Below are 14,739 nucleotides of genomic sequence, written 5' to 3' on the forward strand. Positions count from 1 at the left end.
ATCCGCCCCGGACACCCGTACTGAACCATGCCCGCCTTTGAATACACAGCCCTGAAACCCTCCGGCCGTCAGGTCCGCGGAGTGCTGGAAGGTGATACCCCCCGACAGGTGCGTCAGCAGCTGCGGGAGGGTGGTCTGACTCCGCTGTCGGTGGAGGCGGTGCAGTTGCGGGAACGCCGACGGCAGCGTCTGCCGGGCCTGACCCGGGGCATCAGCGCCATGGATCTGGCCCTGCTCACCCGCCAGCTGGCCACCCTGGTGCGTTCGGGGCTGCCCCTGGAGGAAGCCCTGGGCACGGTGGCCCGCCAGAGCGAGAAGGCCCGCATCCGCAGTATGCTCATGGCCGTGCGCACCCGGGTGATGGAAGGCCATTCCCTGGCCCGAGGCCTGGGGGATTTCCCCCATGCCTTTCCCGATATCTATCGCACCACGGTGGCCGCCGGAGAGCAGTCCGGGCACCTGGACGTGGTACTGGAGCGTCTGGCCGACTACACGGAAAACCGTCAGCAGATGCGCCAGAAGATCCAGCTGGCCCTGTTCTATCCGGCCATCCTCACCACCATGGCGGTGCTGGTGACCGTGGCCCTGCTCACCTATGTGGTCCCCGAGGTGGTCCAGGTGTTCAGCGGCATCGGTCAGGAACTGCCCTGGCTCACCCGCACCCTGATCGCGGTGAGTGATGCCCTGCGGGATTATGGCCTGATCCTGCTGGCGGCACTGGTGGCGGCCGGTCTGCTGTTTCGGTACCTGTTGCGCCGGCCTGGTCCACTGCGGGCCTGGCACCGCCTGTTGCTGCGCCTGCCCCTGGTGGGACGGCTTACCCGGGGCATGAATACCGCCCGCTTCGCCCGCACCCTGTCCATTCTCTCGGCCAGCGGCGTGGCGGTGCTGGAATCCCTGCGCATCGCCGCCGAGGTCATCTCCAATCGGCCCATGCGCGAAGCGGTGCAGGCGGTGGCCCAGCGGGTGCGGGAGGGCTCCGGTATCGGGGCAGCCCTGGAGCGTTCCGGCTATTTCCCGCCCATGACCGTCCACCTGATCCGTAGCGGCGAGGCCGGCGGCTCCCTGGACGAGATGCTGGAAAGGGCGGCGGTGAACCAGGAGCGGGAACTGGAAACCCGCATCGCCATGATCATGGGCATCCTGGAGCCGGTGCTGATCCTGGTGATGGGGCTGGTGGTGCTGGTCATCGTGCTGGCCATCCTGTTGCCCATTTTCGAACTCAACCAGCTGGTCAATTAGTGGTCATACTCAACAAGGGGATTGCATTCGCATGAACATCCATCCACGCAGACAAGGCGGTTTCACCCTCATCGAAGTCATGGTGGTGGTGGTGATCCTGGGGATCCTGGCGGCCATTGTCGTGCCCCGTATCATGGATCGTCCCGACGAGGCCCGCATCACCAAGGTGCAGAACGACATCCGCGCCCTGGAGAGTGCCCTCAACCTCTACCGTCTGGATAATTTCGTCTACCCCAGCACGGATCAGGGCCTGCAGGCCCTGGTCCAGCGGCCCTCGGGCCAGCCGGAACCACGCAACTGGCGCCAGGGCGGGTACATCGACCGCCTGCCCATGGACCCCTGGGGAAGTCCTTACCAGTACCTGCATCCGGGCACCCGGGGCGAGTTTGATCTCTACAGCTTCGGCGCCGACGGCCGTCCGGGTGGCGAAGGCATCAACGCAGAGATCGGCAACTGGAGTCAGTGATCCGGATGCCCCCGTCCGGCCCTGGCCACTCCTGTCGCGGCTTCACCCTGCTGGAGGTGGTGGTGGTGCTGTTCATCGTCGGCATCATGGTCACCTTTGCGGTGATCGCGGTGGGCGACGGCGGCCGTGATCGTCACATCGAACAGGAAATGCGCCGCTTTGTCGCCCTGATCGACCTGGCCCGGGACGAGGGCATCCTCACCGCCGAGGAGACCGCCCTGAGCGTGGGTCGGCACGGTTATGGCTTTCTGCGCGAATATCAGGTGGATGCCCGCAGCTACGAGTGGCTCCCGGTGCCGGGGGATCGACCGTTGCAATGGCGCGAGCTCGGGGGGCTGGGCATCGAACTGGCCCTGTCTCTGGAGGGGCAGCCGGTGAGTCTGGAGCGGGAGCTGGCCAATCCGGCGCCCCATGTATACCTGGGCATCAGCGGCGAGATCACCCCCTTTGAACTGCAGTGGCTGACCGATCAGGCCCGCACGCCCCGCTTCGTCATCCGCGGTCATCCCGGGGGGCGGATCGAGATACTGGAGCCGGCGGACCCTCACGGCAGGGAACTGAGGCCATGGCGCTGAGGCCGCAACGGGGTTTCACCCTGCTGGAGGTGCTGGTGGCGGTGGCCGTCCTGGCGGTGGCCCTGGGCGCGGTGATCAAACTGGGCAGTGACAATGCCCGCATCGCCGCCGAACTGCGTGACCGCACCCATGCCCACTGGGTGGCCTCCAACGTCATGGCCCGCTATCGGGCCGGGCTTGAGGTCCCGGCCGAGTCCGTGGTGCGGGGGAGCAGCATGATGGCGGAACGGGAATGGTACTGGGAGGCGCGTCTGGATCCGGCCATGCTGGATGTGGGCGGCTTTGAACTGGGGCCCGTGCCACGGATCGAGATCAGCGTCCGTGACCGGGACGATCCGGACACCTCCCCCCTGGCCCGGTTGGTGGGGTACCTGAATTGGCAGTGAACCTCTCTCGTCCCCCCCTTGCGCGACATGAACGCGGTTTCACCCTGCTGGAGCTGATCGTCTCCCTGGCCGTGTTTGCCCTGGTCTCGGTGATGGCCTACGGCGGCCTGCGGGCGGTACTGGAGGCGCGGGCCCTGACGGACGAATCCGCCGCCCGTCTGGCAGAGGTGCAGATGGCCATGACCCTGCTGGGGCGGGATCTGGAGCAGGTGGCCCGTCGCCCGGCCCGGGACGGCCTGGGAGAGTTCCAGCCGCCGATCCGTCATGACGGCCTCCGGGTGCCGCCGCGGCTGGAGGTGATCCGTGGCGGAGTACGGGGCGGCGCTGGTCGCAGCAGCCTGCAGCGGGTGGCCTGGGAGATGGAGGAGGGCAGTTTGTATCGACTTTACTGGTCCGCCCTGGACGGAGGTGGAGATACCCCCGTCGGCCGCATGCCCGTGATCCTGCGCCGGGAGGGATTCGGGCTGCGGGACTGGGAACTGCGCTTCCATCATCGGGACGGGATCGAGGGCCTGACCACATCGGCCTTCTGGCCGCCCCTGGGGGGGGATCAACAGGACATGGCCCTGCCGTTGGCGGTGGAGATCATCCTTGATCTGGACGGGATCGGCCGTGTCTCACGGTTGTTTCCCGTGACACATTTTTCGCAATGAGCATTGTATTGAATGACCAGGAGTTCCCATGCCCATCCGGGAAGCTGCTAAAGAAGACTTCGATCAGATCTGGCCTATCTTCCATGAAATCGCTGCCGCTGGTGATACCTATGCCTATCCGCGCGACACAACCAGGGAACAGGCGTTGAAGCTTTGGATTGAGAGTCCACGCAGATCCTATGTGTTCGAAGATGATCGGAAAATTTTTGGTACGTACTACATCAAGACGAACCAGATGGGCCCGGGTGACCATGTCTGTAATTGTGGCTACATGGTTTCATCTGCCGCCAGAGGGAGCGGTATAGCCACGGCAATGTGCGAGCATTCTCAAGAAGTCGCAATCGAGCTGGGGTATAAAGCCATGCAATTCAATTTTGTTGCGTCCAGCAATGAGGGCGCGGTAAGGCTTTGGAACAAGCTTGGCTTCGCAACCGTGGGACGTTTGCCAAAGGCATTCAACCATCCTTCCCGGGGCTATGTTGATGCCCTGGTCATGTACAAGTGGCTTGTATGACCCATCAGTGACTCGCCACCCCATGTACCGCCATCAACGGGGCGTCGCCCTGATCACCGCACTGCTGGTGGTGGCCCTGGCCACCATCGCCGCCGTCTCCATGGCCAGCCGGCAGTATCTGGACATCCGCCGGACCACCAATGTCTTCACCCATGACCAGGCCTACCAGCTCTCCCTGGGGGCTGAGGCCTATGCCCTGCGCCTGCTGGGGGAGCGCGGCGAGGACGATGAACTGCCCTGGGAGGGGTGCGTGTCTCCGGCGATTCCCGTCTATCTGGAAGGGGCGGAACTGGTCGTCCTGCTGGAAGACCTGCATTGCCGCTTCAATCTCAATGCCCTGGCCCGGGAAGACGAGGAACTGCGGCAGGGATTTGTCCGGCTGCTGGAGGAGATTGTCCGGGAAACCCCGGACCTGCGCCTGGACCCCGAACGTCTGCTGGTCCATCTCACCGACTGGCTTGATCCCGAGACCGATGATCCTGCCTATCGGGCCCTGGACCCGCCCTACCTGAGCGGGAACCGGCCCATGCTCAGTCCCAGCGAACTGCGGCTGGTGCAAGGGGTGACGACACCCGTCTGGCGGGCCGTGGCCCCTTATGTGACCGCCCTGCCGGAGACCACCTCCATCATGAATCTGCAAGAGGCCCCGGAAATCCTGCAGCGTGCCTTCGGCACCGCCGAGGAAACGGTGGAGTCCCGATACTTCCGTCTGGCCGTCCGCACGGAGCTGGCCGGGCGGCGATTCCTGCTCTGCAGTGTGCTGGACACCCGGGATCAACAGGTGGTTTTGCGGGAGCAGACCACCTGCGGGCCCTGAAGCACCCTGCAGATCCTGATGAAATTTGCCATGATGATGCCCCCTTGCCCGATCACCGGAGACGATCCGTGAACCCCAGCCAGGTCTTTTTGAGACCCACCGATGCCGGCAATCCCGGGGCACCCTGGGAAGCCCTGCTGCAGATGACGGACGGTACCGTGCAGGCCCTGCCCCCGGCGGGGCTGGAGGCGCTGGCGAAGCAGCTCCCGGCCGGTCGCCTGAACATGCTGGTTCCCGGGGCGCGGGTCCTGCTCACCCGCGTGGAAATGCCCACCCGCAACAGCCGGGCGATGATGAAGGCGTTGCCCTATGCCCTGGAGGACCAGCTGGCGGACGATGTGGAAAGCCTGCATTTCGTTCCCGGCGCCCGGGAACCGGATGGACGCCTGCGGGTGGCGGTGGTGTCGGCGGAAGACATGCAGGCCTGGCGGGAAGCCTTGCGCGGGCAGGGGTTGGAGCCCCGGTTGATGGTGCCCGAGACCGCCGTTCTGCCCACGGCACCGGACGCCTGGACGATCTGGCTGGAAGGAAGCATGGCCTGGCTGGCCACGGCCGACGGCGAAGGGATGACCATGGAGCGGGACAACGCCGCCTTCCTGCTGCAACTGCACTGGGATGAAACCCCGCCGGAGCGGCGTCCCGAGCGCCTGGAGATCCGCCGTCATGGACCGGCACTGCCCGAGGATCAGGCCCTGGAGCGCCTGGAGCCGACGCTCGGGATACCGGTCGCACGCCCTGTTGCCGCAGCGGGTCTGGCGGCCGCCATTGTCGAAGCCTGGCCGAAATCGGCGCCCTTCAACCTGGCCAGCGGTGCCTTCAGTCCCCGCGACGGCCTGGGCCGGTGGTGGCGCCCCTGGCGTCTGGCGGCATCCCTGCTGCTGGCGCTGGTCGTGATCCAGTTCATTGCCCTGGGCTGGGAATTGCACACCCTGCAGACGGAGCGGGACCGGCTGGAGCGGGAGATTACCCAGGTTTTTGAGCGGACTTTCCCCGGCAGCCGCGTGGTGGACCCCCGGCGCCAGATGCAGAGCACCCTCAACAGCCTGCAGCAAGGCCAGGGCGGCGGTCCCACGGCCGCAGGCCTGGAGGCCCTGCTGACGGCGGCCGGCCCGGCCCTGGCCGCCGAGCAGGAGCTGATGATCCAGAGCCTGCGCTACCAGCCGGGGCGGCTGGATCTGGACCTGCATCTGGCCGACCTCCAGAGTCTGGACCGCCTGCGACGGCAACTGGAGTCGAATCCCGGCTGGAGCGTGGAGATCCAGTCCGCCAGCACCCGGGAAGACCGGGTGGACAGCCGCATCCTGATCCGGAGCAACGAATCATGATCCCGTGGTGGCAAGCACTCTCATCCCGCGACCGGCGGATCCTGATCCTGGGAGGTCTGTTCCTGGCACTGATCCTGCCCTACGGCCTGATCTGGCTACCTCTCAATGACCGGGTGGAGGCCACGGCGCGAACGGTGGAGCGACTGCAGGGGGATCTGGGCTGGATGGAGGCGGCCTCGGCGCAGGTGCGGGCCGCCAGGGGCCAGTCCGGTCCCGCGCCCGCGGCCCAGGGCACCCAGTCCCTGCTGGGGCTGGTGGATGCCACGGCCAGGCAGGCGAATCTGGCCTCCAGTTTGCGGCGGGTCCAGCCGGAGGGGGCGGGCACGGTCCGTGTCTGGATGGAGAATGTCGCCTTCGATGACCTGTTGCGCTGGCTGGACGGGTTGGGGCAGCAGTACGGGATTCAGGTCAGCGGTCTGGTAGTGGACCGCCAGCCGGCCGCCGGCCGGGTCAATGCACGACTGGTGCTGGAGGGGCAGGGGGCGTGAAGTCGGGTCTGAAATCGTGGCATTACCTGGTGCTGGGGGGAATCGCCTATCTGATCTTCCTGCTGGTGACCCTGCCGGCATCCTTCGCCTGGCAACTGGCACGGGACCGGGGTCTGGTGCCTGACGGGGTGGAACCCGCGGGGATTTCCGGCACCCTCTGGCGGGGTCAGGCGCGACAGGTCCGGCTGGATGAACTGATGCTGTCGGATCTGCAGTGGCGGGTACGTCCCCTGGCGGGGCTGCGTGGGGAGTTGCGGGTGGATGTCACCCTGCGGCCGGCGGGCGGGACGGCCGCCGCCCGCCTGGGTCTTCACCCTTCGGGCCTGCGCCTGCGGGATCTGCGGGCCGACCTGCCGGCGGCGGCACTGGCCGAGGCCTATCTGACCCTGCCGGTGATCGTGCAGGGACGGGTACTGGCGGACATCCCCAGCCTGCGGCTTGACCGGCAGGGGCGTTTCAGTCAGGTGGAGGGCGTGGTGGGCTGGCTCAATGCCGCCTCGGGACTGCCCGAACCCCTCCCCCTGGGGGATCTGCGGGCCACCCTGACCGCCACCGAGGCGGGGCATCTGGAGGCCGTCATCCGGGATCAGGGCGGGCCGTTGTTCGCGGAAGGCACGGCGGGACTGGCCCCGGACGGGGCCTACCAGCTGCGTCTGCGCCTGGGGACGCGGGAAGGTGCCCGTCGGGAGCTGTCCCAGGCCCTGGGCTTCATGGGGCGGCCGGACGCGGAAGGCAGGGTTCCCCTGAACCTGTCCGGACGCTTCTGAGGCGCGGCTGGCCTATTCCCCGATTGGGCGGCAACTCATATATCAGCAAACACCTTCAAGATGGCCGCAGAAGGGTAGCTCGATAAAGAAGCAACGCCGTTGGCGAGCTCTACTGGAACCAAAGCGCATTCGTGTCGATGACTGAGAATTGGTGGCAAAGAAACAAGTATCCTATTCAGGCTCAGAAACACATCGAGTGAATCGGTGTCAGTGTAATGTCCGGTAGGAATAGACAAAACAAGATGATGGTATTCGTCGAATTTCACGAACAGTTTGTTTCCGTAGTTTGTCCGAGATCCATAGGGCTCTGCCCGCTCTGGGCGATGCTGGATTTCTTTCCGAATATACTCATTGGAAGGAGCAAACAGCGAGTTGTTTGGTGCGTTTCGGGCAATGATTTCGAGATGGTCGAAGAACGCTCCAGTCTTTTCCTGTCCAACAACATGGACAGAAATGCCCTTTTGCTTTGCAAAATCAAAGAAATTCCTGATCGGGATGACTAACTTCGAGTACTGCCCTTTTAGGAACAAGGGGCCATCTTTGATGAATAGTGCATTGCTAAGAACGCTATATTTTTTCGCCTCCCAGAAAAACCTGATACCCGTGAACAGCAATAGAGTTTCATGAATGAGCATGTACGCGGTAGCCACTGATTCAGGAGCCGCGTCTTCGCTCATCTCAAGGTGAAATCCAATCATATCGGTGAGGTACAAATGCCCACCACAATGCTCGCACGCCCCCTCATCTTGGTCGAAGGAAAGTCCGCCTATATCCTTCTCGCAGTGTGGGCAGCCAAAGCTCGGAGAAGACTTTTGTTGGCCACTCCATTTCTCATAAGCTAGCCATTTTAAGGTTTTGTACGGCTCAGCGTTCAGCGACTGATCTTGCAGCGAGTCAAAGATGATTCTACGCACAGCATCATAATTGCTCTGCCCATTAATACTTAATCCTTTAAGCGGCAGAACGGTGGCATGGTACATCGCAGAATCAGACATGATGTCTCGCAGTGCCATCGGATGCGGTGCAACCGGATCAAGTTTTTCAATGGCGTGCTGGTCTAGTCGTAGCAGTGCCGTCTTTATGAACGAAAGCTCTTTGTATGGAGGGAAATCAGAACGAATAGTTTGCTTTGATCCATCTACAGCGAATATCAATCGAAGCGGAGTTTCGCCATTGGGGATAGCCTCCCAATTGGCTAGTGATTCAACCTGCGCTGGTTCTTGATCCTCGAACTGCTCGATCAATTCATTGACAAGCGCACTATTTACGACATCCAAATGACCTAGTTTGCTAGCCTTCTCACCAGAAAGACGCTTTCCCCCTTGATATGGCATAGTAATCCCCTTACTGGCTACTCCCTGTAACAGATCCGGCAGCAGTTGCCTCGAACTTGGTGACCTGAACAGGAATGATGAAGCGATGGGAGAACGTCAGCATCCTCATGTATCCGGGTGTTCTGGTCTTTAGAATATCCTGCTGCAAGCCATCAAACTGAACCTGCAGGCGCGCCAGACTCTCAGCCTCGCCTTGAGATGACATATGTGCGACAAAGAAGTTTTCTGTTTGGGCAAGTAGCTCTTTATTAATGGTCGAGGGGGATTGAGTCGAATACACCATTCCGATATGGAACTTTGCCCCCTCCTTAGCAAAGCGGGCATATACGCCAGTGAAATCTTTTTCGTCTTTTGGAAAGAGGTTATGCGCCTCTTCAAAATATAGCTGAATGAAATGGCCCGCTAGATTATTGTTCGTGAACTTCTGCTCTTGGTGAGAAAAAACTGCTCGGGACAAGAGGTCCGAGAAATACTGGCGAATATCGTCTGAGGCATTCCCTAGATCAAGAATCACCGTCTTGCCGCTGTCCAAATACCCGAGTATTTTTTGAACGAAGTGACCTGCTTGGGGGTCGTGATACACCATGAACGGCCGCAGAATCCTAGGACCACCACCAATGACTGGAGCAAGGAACTCAAGAAGCGCCTCGTCATCAGGCTCAAACACTCCCTGAATTTCCGCATGGGTCTTGTTCTGCTGCCTGAAGTTTTCCACCTGCTCAAGGTGAGTCTTCAATTCGTCTAACGTTTGCGGTGGCTGGTGGCCCTGTTGACCGTATACTGCCTGAATCAACCCCTTTTTAAAATGAGGATTAAAATGCGATGGAGCATGTTGGGATCCACCCGTAAGTCCAAGACCCCGAAGACGCCGATCATCTGAATTGAATCCAGCTTTCTTCAGAATTGCCCAATACATCTGTATCCGGCGTACTGCTCGGGTTCTCTGGCTACCCGGCTGCAACGCAATGACATCTTCAATGCTGGGCAGTTGTACACTAGAAAAGCTTCGAACGTACTGAGCCGTCTGATTTTCTTTCTCCAATAGGGTTCTTAGGATTGTAATGCACGAGTCAGGCTGCTCGTAGAAATTCAGCTTTAATGGCTCAGAAGGCGTGTTCGGCCTGGGGGTCAGTGCATAGACTTTACACCGATCTGGGTAGGCGCTACACAGAGACTTGTTTCCATCTTGAGGATTATCGTTGGCGTATTCTCCGTTGATATCGAAGATCAACTGACCAACACTATTATCATCCTTTGTCGTCTCCAAAATGCTTTGGGCGATGATCTTTACAACATTGCTCTTACCCAATCGGGTCTTGCCAAACATCGCTGTCCTAAAGCCACGAAAATCACTAGTCGATACTCTAACATCAGTATCTAGTGGCGAACTGTTAGCGAACGGTAATGAACACTCTGTGAGACGAAGTTTTCCGACAGAAAATTGGTTCTCCCGTCGAACTGTTCCATTGACGATTATCCCTAGCAATTCCTTGGTAGGCGCATAAACCTTATACCTATGCGCGCTAACAACATTGTTCACGTCACCGGAAAAAATGATTTTTCCTGCATCGTTTTGGTCAGGGAAAAACATCCCTAATACGTTCGCTGATAACGCGCTCCACTGCAGCTCCCCTCTGGTCCAAATATCTAGAGCCGGCATCGATTTTTTATGAAGCTCAAAATATGTTTGCTGCACGTCTCGCGATAAAGGCGTCGGAGCAGTAGCTTTTACCCGCAACAGCGTGAAATGAGGCGGCATCCCTTCCAGCGAATCAGGCGCCATGATTAAAAATGAACCGCGAGGTACACCACCTACAGCTTTTTTGAACGGATCAGACGTAATTATAGTTGCATCATCGAAACCGAGATCCAGCACATAACCGACAAATCTCATATCGTCATATTTGCCAGCTTTTTCGTTCCGAGCTTCCTGGTTGAGAAAGTCGGTCAATGCCCGGAGCGGACTATCCTGATGTTCTGCATCGCTGAAAAAATCCTTCATAAGATTATCTATCCCTGCTCTCCGTTGATATTACGAGCTCTTCAAATTTGCTCCGCGTCGAAGCTTTCGAGCTAATTGGGCTATTTCGACGTACACACATAGTATTGAAGTCACTCTCATACAGATCGCGAACACTTTGGTGGAAAGCATTCGTTCCAAGAATCAACGCGCCGCGATTCTTCGCCCGTTTTAGGGCATGAACGAGTCTCACCTGATCGAGCCAGGAAAAAAGTTTTTCGTTATACTTAATGAAAGCATTGTGGTTATGCCGTACCGTGTATGGCGGATCCACGAAGACGAAGTCGCCTTCGCCAGCTGTATCAATTAAATCCTCAAAGTCGGCTACTACCAAGGTTGCGCCTTGTAGTTTGTCAGAAACCATGTCGAAACGATCATCCTCAAATACCACGGATGATTTGGTGCCAATTGGCACGTTGAAGACACCTTGGAGGTTAACTCGATACAAGCCATTCCAGCAAGTGCGGTTCAAATAGATAAACTGGGCAGCCCTGCTGAATGAGCTCCTCAGTTGCTTCTCGCGGATCTGGTAGTAATACTCGGGCGAGTGATGCGCGTGATGCTCTTTTAAGTATCGGTACACGAGGCGCCAGTCTTTCTGTATCGCTGAATATGTGTTGATCAGGTCAGCATTTATATCTCCCAAAACAGCCCGTTCCGGCGCAAGATGGAAGAAAACCGCACCACTCCCGAGAAATGGTTCGATATAACGATTAAATTCTGGGGGGAATAAATTTGCGTGGTGGTACACGAACCACCTCTTGCCGCCAGCCCATTTTAGAAATGGTTTTGTCATACTCATTCTTACGCGTTTAACGATATTTTTTTCGCCCAACATATAAGCGTTTATCCGCTGCACGCAGCATGGTCCATAAACGTCTGTTGGACGAAGCCACGTACCGCACGTCTTTATAGTGGGGATTGTATTCGGGGCGGGGGGCCAAGCAGGCCATGGGCGGCGCTTTGGCAGGTGTGGATCACCTTTGCGAGTTCCTTCAGTCTCTTTGGAGCCATGCAGGGGGTTTCCTTGGCGAGCGTGTTTGACTGAACATAGCCTGATTGTTGGCCCTGTTTCAACGTTTTGCCCGCACTCAGGCCCGGCCTTCCCGGAGGCCGTTGTCAACTCGTTCTGTCAGCCGCTATTTTTCAATCACTTAACATCGTCGTGCATTGAGCGTGCGGCACGAGACATGCCGCAGCCGTTCCGGCATCGTCGACGGAAACTATTTAGCTGGCACTGCTGGTGTGAACTCGTGAGTCCTGCCGCCACGCCATCGGCCAGGCGTCAAAGCCGGCCAATGCAGCGATCAGCGGCAGAATCCCTGGATATCTACCGCTGGGCGGCGCAACGGTTATCCGAAGTGGCAGATGTAGTGGAAGGGCTCGCCGTCCACTTCGATATCGAAGCTGGCGTCGCCGGGCACCGGGAATGACTCTCCGGCAGCGATGCTGCGCCATGCATCCTCTCCCGGCAGGCGGACCCGACAAGCACCGGCCACGCATTCCATGATCTCCGGCGCCCCGGTGTTGAAGGTCAGGCGGGCGGGCAGGATCACCCCCACCGACTTGCGGGTGCCGTCCGCCAGGGTGAAGCCGTGGCTGACGCACTTGCCGTCAAAGTACACATTGGCCTGGGTGTTCAGGGTGACGTTGTCGAACTGTTGGGTGATGCTCATGGAAAGTGCTCCGAAAAAGGTCAGGTCTTGCGATCCCGCGGCCGGTGGGCCGGGTCGATCCATGGGTCCTGGGACTCCATGGAGGTCATGCCGTCCCGCTCCGCTTCCACCTGGGAGATGCTCATGCCGGGGGCCTTGGCCCGGACATAGAAGCTGGCCAGCATCATCAGGATGTTGATGGCGCCCACCAGGACGAAGGGGGCGCGGGGATCGATGTGGTCGAACAGGCGGCCGCCGATCATCATGATCAGCAGGATGCCCAGGGCGCCGCTGATGTTGAACATGGCCAGTACCGAGCCGCGGGTGGCCTTGGGGGCCTCCTGGCCGATCAGGGACTGCCCGCCCAGGAACACGCTCATCTGGCCGATGCCCAGCAGCACGAAGAAGATCCAGGTGGTGCCGCCGCCCAGGGGATTGTCCATGAAGATCACCGCCAGGTTGCCCAGGGCCGCCAGGCCCATGCAGACGCCGAGGGCGGTGACCCGGTTCAGGCGATCCACCAGCGGCCCCAGCAGCGGCGCCGAGAGCAGGGCCGCCACCTGGGTGATGACGAAGATGAGGGTGGCCTGCTTGATGGCCTCGGGCGAACTCATGCCCATGCCGATGCCCACCGTGGTGCCCCAGAGCACGACGAAGGCGGCATTGATGGACTGGTCGCCCCGGGCGATGAAGGCCGCGCCGTAGGCCAGCAGGATGCGCGGGTTGCGAGCCTCGGTCACCCCGGTGACCAGCAGCTTGCGCACCGGCGGGCGGGCCTCCCGGGTGGGGGGCACCCCGCCCTTGAGACCGAAGCCGATGATGATGGCGGAGACCACCGCCAGCCCCGCCACCAGCAGATGGGTGTAGAGCCCGGCATCGGTGCCGCTGACACCGCGGGCGGTGAACACCTCCGGCAGCACCCCGAACATCTGGCCTATCATGACGATCCCCAGCCCGTTGAGCATGCCGATGATTGCCACCAGCTTGCCCCGGGAACGCTCCGCCGGGTAATCCGCCAGCACCGTGGACAGTGCGCCGGCAATGGCGACGATGCCCATGGCATAGATGGCCCGATACAGGAACAGGTCATCGCTGGACCCCGCCAGCGGATAGAGCACATAGGTGGCCGCCAGCAGCATGAAGCCGGCAATGAAGATGGGCCTTCGGCCGATGCGATCGATGAGGATCCCCGCCGGGATGAACAGCAGCAGGGCCACCACCTCGGTCCAGAACACCAGATCCCCGGTGAGGGTGCCCTGCTGGTCCAGGGGGATGTTCAGGTGCTCGTTGAGGATGTAGGTCTGACCGATGGTGATGAACACCAGCAGACCGATGGAGACGAAGCCACCGTAGAAGAAGGTCCAGCCGTGGAGGGGCAGGATGCCCGGTGCCAGATAGATGGGACCGATCCGGTGGGTTTTCACCGCGGAAGGTGGGTTGCTGGTCTGGGTCATGGGTTGGTTGGAATCTCAGGTTCTGCCGAGAAGCCGCATCACGCGGTCCAGCGCCCCGTCCACGGCGCCGCTGAAGCGCTTGCCCAGGGGCTGCTTGCGGCGGTAGGTGACCTCGTACAGGTCGAACTCCCTGGACAGGCGCATGAGTTCATCGTCGCTGGTACTCAGGGCGTCCACCAGGTTCAGGGGCAGGGCCTGCTCCCCGTACCAGTGCTCCCCGGTGGCCACTGTTTCCAGGTGCAGCTGGGGCCGGTAACGGCCCAGGAATGCCTTGAACAGGGCATGGGCCTCGTCCAGCTCCTGCTGGAACTTGGCCCGTCCCTCCGGGGTGTTCTGACCCAGGACGGTGAGGGTGCGCTTGTATTCGCCGGCGGTGAGCAGTTCCACGTCCACATCCCGGCGCTTGAGCCAGCGGTGCAGGTTGGGTAGCTGGGCCACCACGCCGATGGAGCCGACGATGGCGAAGGGCGCGGCGACGATGCGGTGGGCCACCGCCGCCATCAGATAGCCGCCGCTGGCGGCCACCCGGTCCACGGTGACGGTGAGATGCAGTCCCGCGTCCCGCAGCCGGACCAGCTGGGAGGCTGCCAGGCCGTAGTGGGGCACCATGCCGCCGCCGCTCTCCAGGCAGACCACCACCTGGTCCAGGTCCTTGCGGGCCTGGGTCAGGATGGCGGACACCTCTTCCCGCAGGTTTTCCACCCGGGAGGCGCGAATGTCGCCGTGAAAGCGCAGCACGAAGATGCGGCTGCGATCCGGGTCCGGCGGCGGGGAGGGCTTCTTGTCATCCTGTTTCCGGCCCAGTCGCCGCAGGCGCTGACCCAGGCCGCGGGGCGTCTTGAGATGCTCGCCCAGGGTCTTTTCCATGTCCCGGTAGCGCTGGTTGAGATGCCGGACGTTCAGGTGTTCCTGGCCCCGTTCCCGGGATCCGCCGGCGGCGGCGGTGATGCTGCCCAGCAGGATCAGGGCGGCCACCACGAAGGTGACCGCCTTGGCCAGGAACAGGCCGTACTCGTACAGGAATTCCATCAGTGCTCAGTCCC

At 60.9% G+C, this 14,739-nt stretch carries 16 protein-coding genes; 10 read left to right on the top strand and 6 right to left on the bottom strand.

All coding sequences use genetic code 11. The features are described from left to right. Nucleotides 1-27 precede the first annotated feature (27 nt). From gspF to CKO35_RS06290, 10 genes are all read left to right on the top strand, one after another. Nucleotides 28-1,242, top strand: a complete 1,215-nt coding sequence (gspF, locus tag CKO35_RS06245; RefSeq protein WP_200173707.1) for a type II secretion system inner membrane protein GspF — start codon at nt 28-30, stop codon at nt 1,240-1,242. 31 nt (nt 1,243-1,273) lie between these two features. Further along, nucleotides 1,274-1,708 (top strand): type II secretion system major pseudopilin GspG, encoded by a 435-nt coding sequence (gspG, locus tag CKO35_RS06250; RefSeq protein WP_200173709.1) that lies wholly within the window; start codon nt 1,274-1,276, stop codon nt 1,706-1,708. A 5-nt stretch (nt 1,709-1,713) separates the two neighbouring features. Then, a complete protein-coding gene (gene gspH / locus CKO35_RS06255) occupies nt 1,714-2,283 on the top strand; it encodes a type II secretion system minor pseudopilin GspH (protein WP_207143522.1) in 570 nt (189 codons plus the stop codon). Then, entirely contained in the window at nt 2,274-2,669 is a 396-nt protein-coding gene (gspI, locus tag CKO35_RS06260) for a type II secretion system minor pseudopilin GspI (protein WP_200173713.1), read from the top strand. Before gspH ends, gspI begins: the two co-directional genes overlap by 10 nt. Then, the gene (gspJ, locus tag CKO35_RS06265) at nt 2,666-3,322 is read left to right on the top strand and encodes a type II secretion system minor pseudopilin GspJ (RefSeq protein ID WP_338031758.1); all 657 of its coding nucleotides are present in this window, start codon (nt 2,666-2,668) and stop codon (nt 3,320-3,322) included. The genes gspI and gspJ overlap by 4 nt, the downstream gene beginning before the upstream one ends. Before the next feature lie 28 nt (nt 3,323-3,350). Then, nucleotides 3,351-3,836 carry a GNAT family N-acetyltransferase gene (locus CKO35_RS06270; RefSeq protein ID WP_200173717.1) on the top strand — a complete coding sequence of 162 codons (486 nt, stop codon included), beginning with the start codon at nt 3,351-3,353 and terminating at the stop codon, nt 3,834-3,836. A 22-nt stretch (nt 3,837-3,858) separates the two neighbouring features. Beyond that, nucleotides 3,859-4,653 carry a type II secretion system minor pseudopilin GspK gene (gene gspK, locus CKO35_RS06275; RefSeq protein WP_200173719.1) on the top strand — a complete coding sequence of 265 codons (795 nt, stop codon included), beginning with the start codon at nt 3,859-3,861 and terminating at the stop codon, nt 4,651-4,653. Nucleotides 4,654-4,721: 68 nt separating this feature from the next. Next, nucleotides 4,722-5,978 (top strand): type II secretion system protein GspL, encoded by a 1,257-nt coding sequence (gene gspL / locus CKO35_RS06280; protein WP_200173721.1) that lies wholly within the window; start codon nt 4,722-4,724, stop codon nt 5,976-5,978. After that, nucleotides 5,975-6,466 carry a type II secretion system protein GspM gene (gspM, locus tag CKO35_RS06285; protein ID WP_200173723.1) on the top strand — a complete coding sequence of 164 codons (492 nt, stop codon included), beginning with the start codon at nt 5,975-5,977 and terminating at the stop codon, nt 6,464-6,466. The genes gspL and gspM overlap by 4 nt, the downstream gene beginning before the upstream one ends. Beyond that, nucleotides 6,463-7,233 carry a type II secretion system protein N gene (locus CKO35_RS06290; protein WP_200173724.1) on the top strand — a complete coding sequence of 257 codons (771 nt, stop codon included), beginning with the start codon at nt 6,463-6,465 and terminating at the stop codon, nt 7,231-7,233. The genes gspM and CKO35_RS06290 overlap by 4 nt, the downstream gene beginning before the upstream one ends. Nucleotides 7,234-7,268: 35 nt before the next feature. Here CKO35_RS06290 and CKO35_RS06295 read toward each other — a convergent pair whose 3' ends face one another. From CKO35_RS06295 to sohB, 6 genes are all read right to left on the bottom strand, one after another. Then, nucleotides 7,269-8,567, bottom strand: a complete 1,299-nt coding sequence (locus tag CKO35_RS06295; protein WP_200173726.1) for a hypothetical protein — start codon at nt 8,565-8,567, stop codon at nt 7,269-7,271. Between the two features lie 10 nt (nt 8,568-8,577). Beyond that, a complete protein-coding gene (locus CKO35_RS06300; protein ID WP_200173727.1) occupies nt 8,578-10,569 on the bottom strand; it encodes an ATP-binding protein in 1,992 nt (663 codons plus the stop codon). A gap of 4 nt (nt 10,570-10,573) precedes the next feature. Further along, complete coding sequence (locus tag CKO35_RS06305; RefSeq protein ID WP_200173729.1) at nt 10,574-11,425, bottom strand: DNA adenine methylase; 852 nt, start codon at nt 11,423-11,425, stop codon at nt 10,574-10,576. Between the two features lie 514 nt (nt 11,426-11,939). After that, nucleotides 11,940-12,263: a pyrimidine/purine nucleoside phosphorylase gene (ppnP, locus tag CKO35_RS06310; RefSeq protein ID WP_200173731.1), complete on the bottom strand. Its 324-nt coding sequence runs from the start codon at nt 12,261-12,263 to the stop codon at nt 11,940-11,942. A gap of 20 nt (nt 12,264-12,283) precedes the next feature. Beyond that, nucleotides 12,284-13,696 (bottom strand): MFS transporter, encoded by a 1,413-nt coding sequence (locus CKO35_RS06315; protein WP_200173733.1) that lies wholly within the window; start codon nt 13,694-13,696, stop codon nt 12,284-12,286. A gap of 15 nt (nt 13,697-13,711) precedes the next feature. Then, on the bottom strand, nt 13,712-14,725 hold the full coding sequence (sohB, locus tag CKO35_RS06320) for a protease SohB (RefSeq protein WP_200173735.1): 1,014 nt from the start codon (nt 14,723-14,725) through the stop codon (nt 13,712-13,714). Between the last annotated feature and the right edge of the window lie 14 nt (nt 14,726-14,739).

This window comes from Ectothiorhodospira shaposhnikovii (assembly GCF_016584105.1).
GTDB classification, from domain to species: Bacteria; Pseudomonadota; Gammaproteobacteria; order Ectothiorhodospirales; family Ectothiorhodospiraceae; genus Ectothiorhodospira; species Ectothiorhodospira shaposhnikovii.

What these genes read in the sequence shown, in the direction of transcription:
- gspF (WP_200173707.1), top strand. Translation starts at nt 28, where the DNA reads ATGCCCGCCTTTGAATACACAGCCCTGAAACCCTCCGGCCGTCAGGTC.
- gspG (WP_200173709.1), top strand. Translation starts at nt 1,274, where the DNA reads ATGAACATCCATCCACGCAGACAAGGCGGTTTCACCCTCATCGAAGTC.
- gspH (WP_207143522.1), top strand. Translation starts at nt 1,714, where the DNA reads ATGCCCCCGTCCGGCCCTGGCCACTCCTGTCGCGGCTTCACCCTGCTG.
- gspI (WP_200173713.1), top strand. Translation starts at nt 2,274, where the DNA reads ATGGCGCTGAGGCCGCAACGGGGTTTCACCCTGCTGGAGGTGCTGGTG.
- CKO35_RS06270 (WP_200173717.1), top strand. Translation starts at nt 3,351, where the DNA reads ATGCCCATCCGGGAAGCTGCTAAAGAAGACTTCGATCAGATCTGGCCT.
- gspK (WP_200173719.1), top strand. Translation starts at nt 3,859, where the DNA reads ATGTACCGCCATCAACGGGGCGTCGCCCTGATCACCGCACTGCTGGTG.
- gspM (WP_200173723.1), top strand. Translation starts at nt 5,975, where the DNA reads ATGATCCCGTGGTGGCAAGCACTCTCATCCCGCGACCGGCGGATCCTG.
- CKO35_RS06295 (WP_200173726.1), bottom strand. Translation starts at nt 8,567, where the DNA reads ATGCCATATCAAGGGGGAAAGCGTCTTTCTGGTGAGAAGGCTAGCAAA.
- CKO35_RS06300 (WP_200173727.1), bottom strand. Translation starts at nt 10,569, where the DNA reads ATGAAGGATTTTTTCAGCGATGCAGAACATCAGGATAGTCCGCTCCGG.
- CKO35_RS06305 (WP_200173729.1), bottom strand. Translation starts at nt 11,425, where the DNA reads ATGTTGGGCGAAAAAAATATCGTTAAACGCGTAAGAATGAGTATGACA.
- ppnP (WP_200173731.1), bottom strand. Translation starts at nt 12,263, where the DNA reads ATGAGCATCACCCAACAGTTCGACAACGTCACCCTGAACACCCAGGCC.
- CKO35_RS06315 (WP_200173733.1), bottom strand. Translation starts at nt 13,696, where the DNA reads ATGACCCAGACCAGCAACCCACCTTCCGCGGTGAAAACCCACCGGATC.
- sohB (WP_200173735.1), bottom strand. Translation starts at nt 14,725, where the DNA reads ATGGAATTCCTGTACGAGTACGGCCTGTTCCTGGCCAAGGCGGTCACC.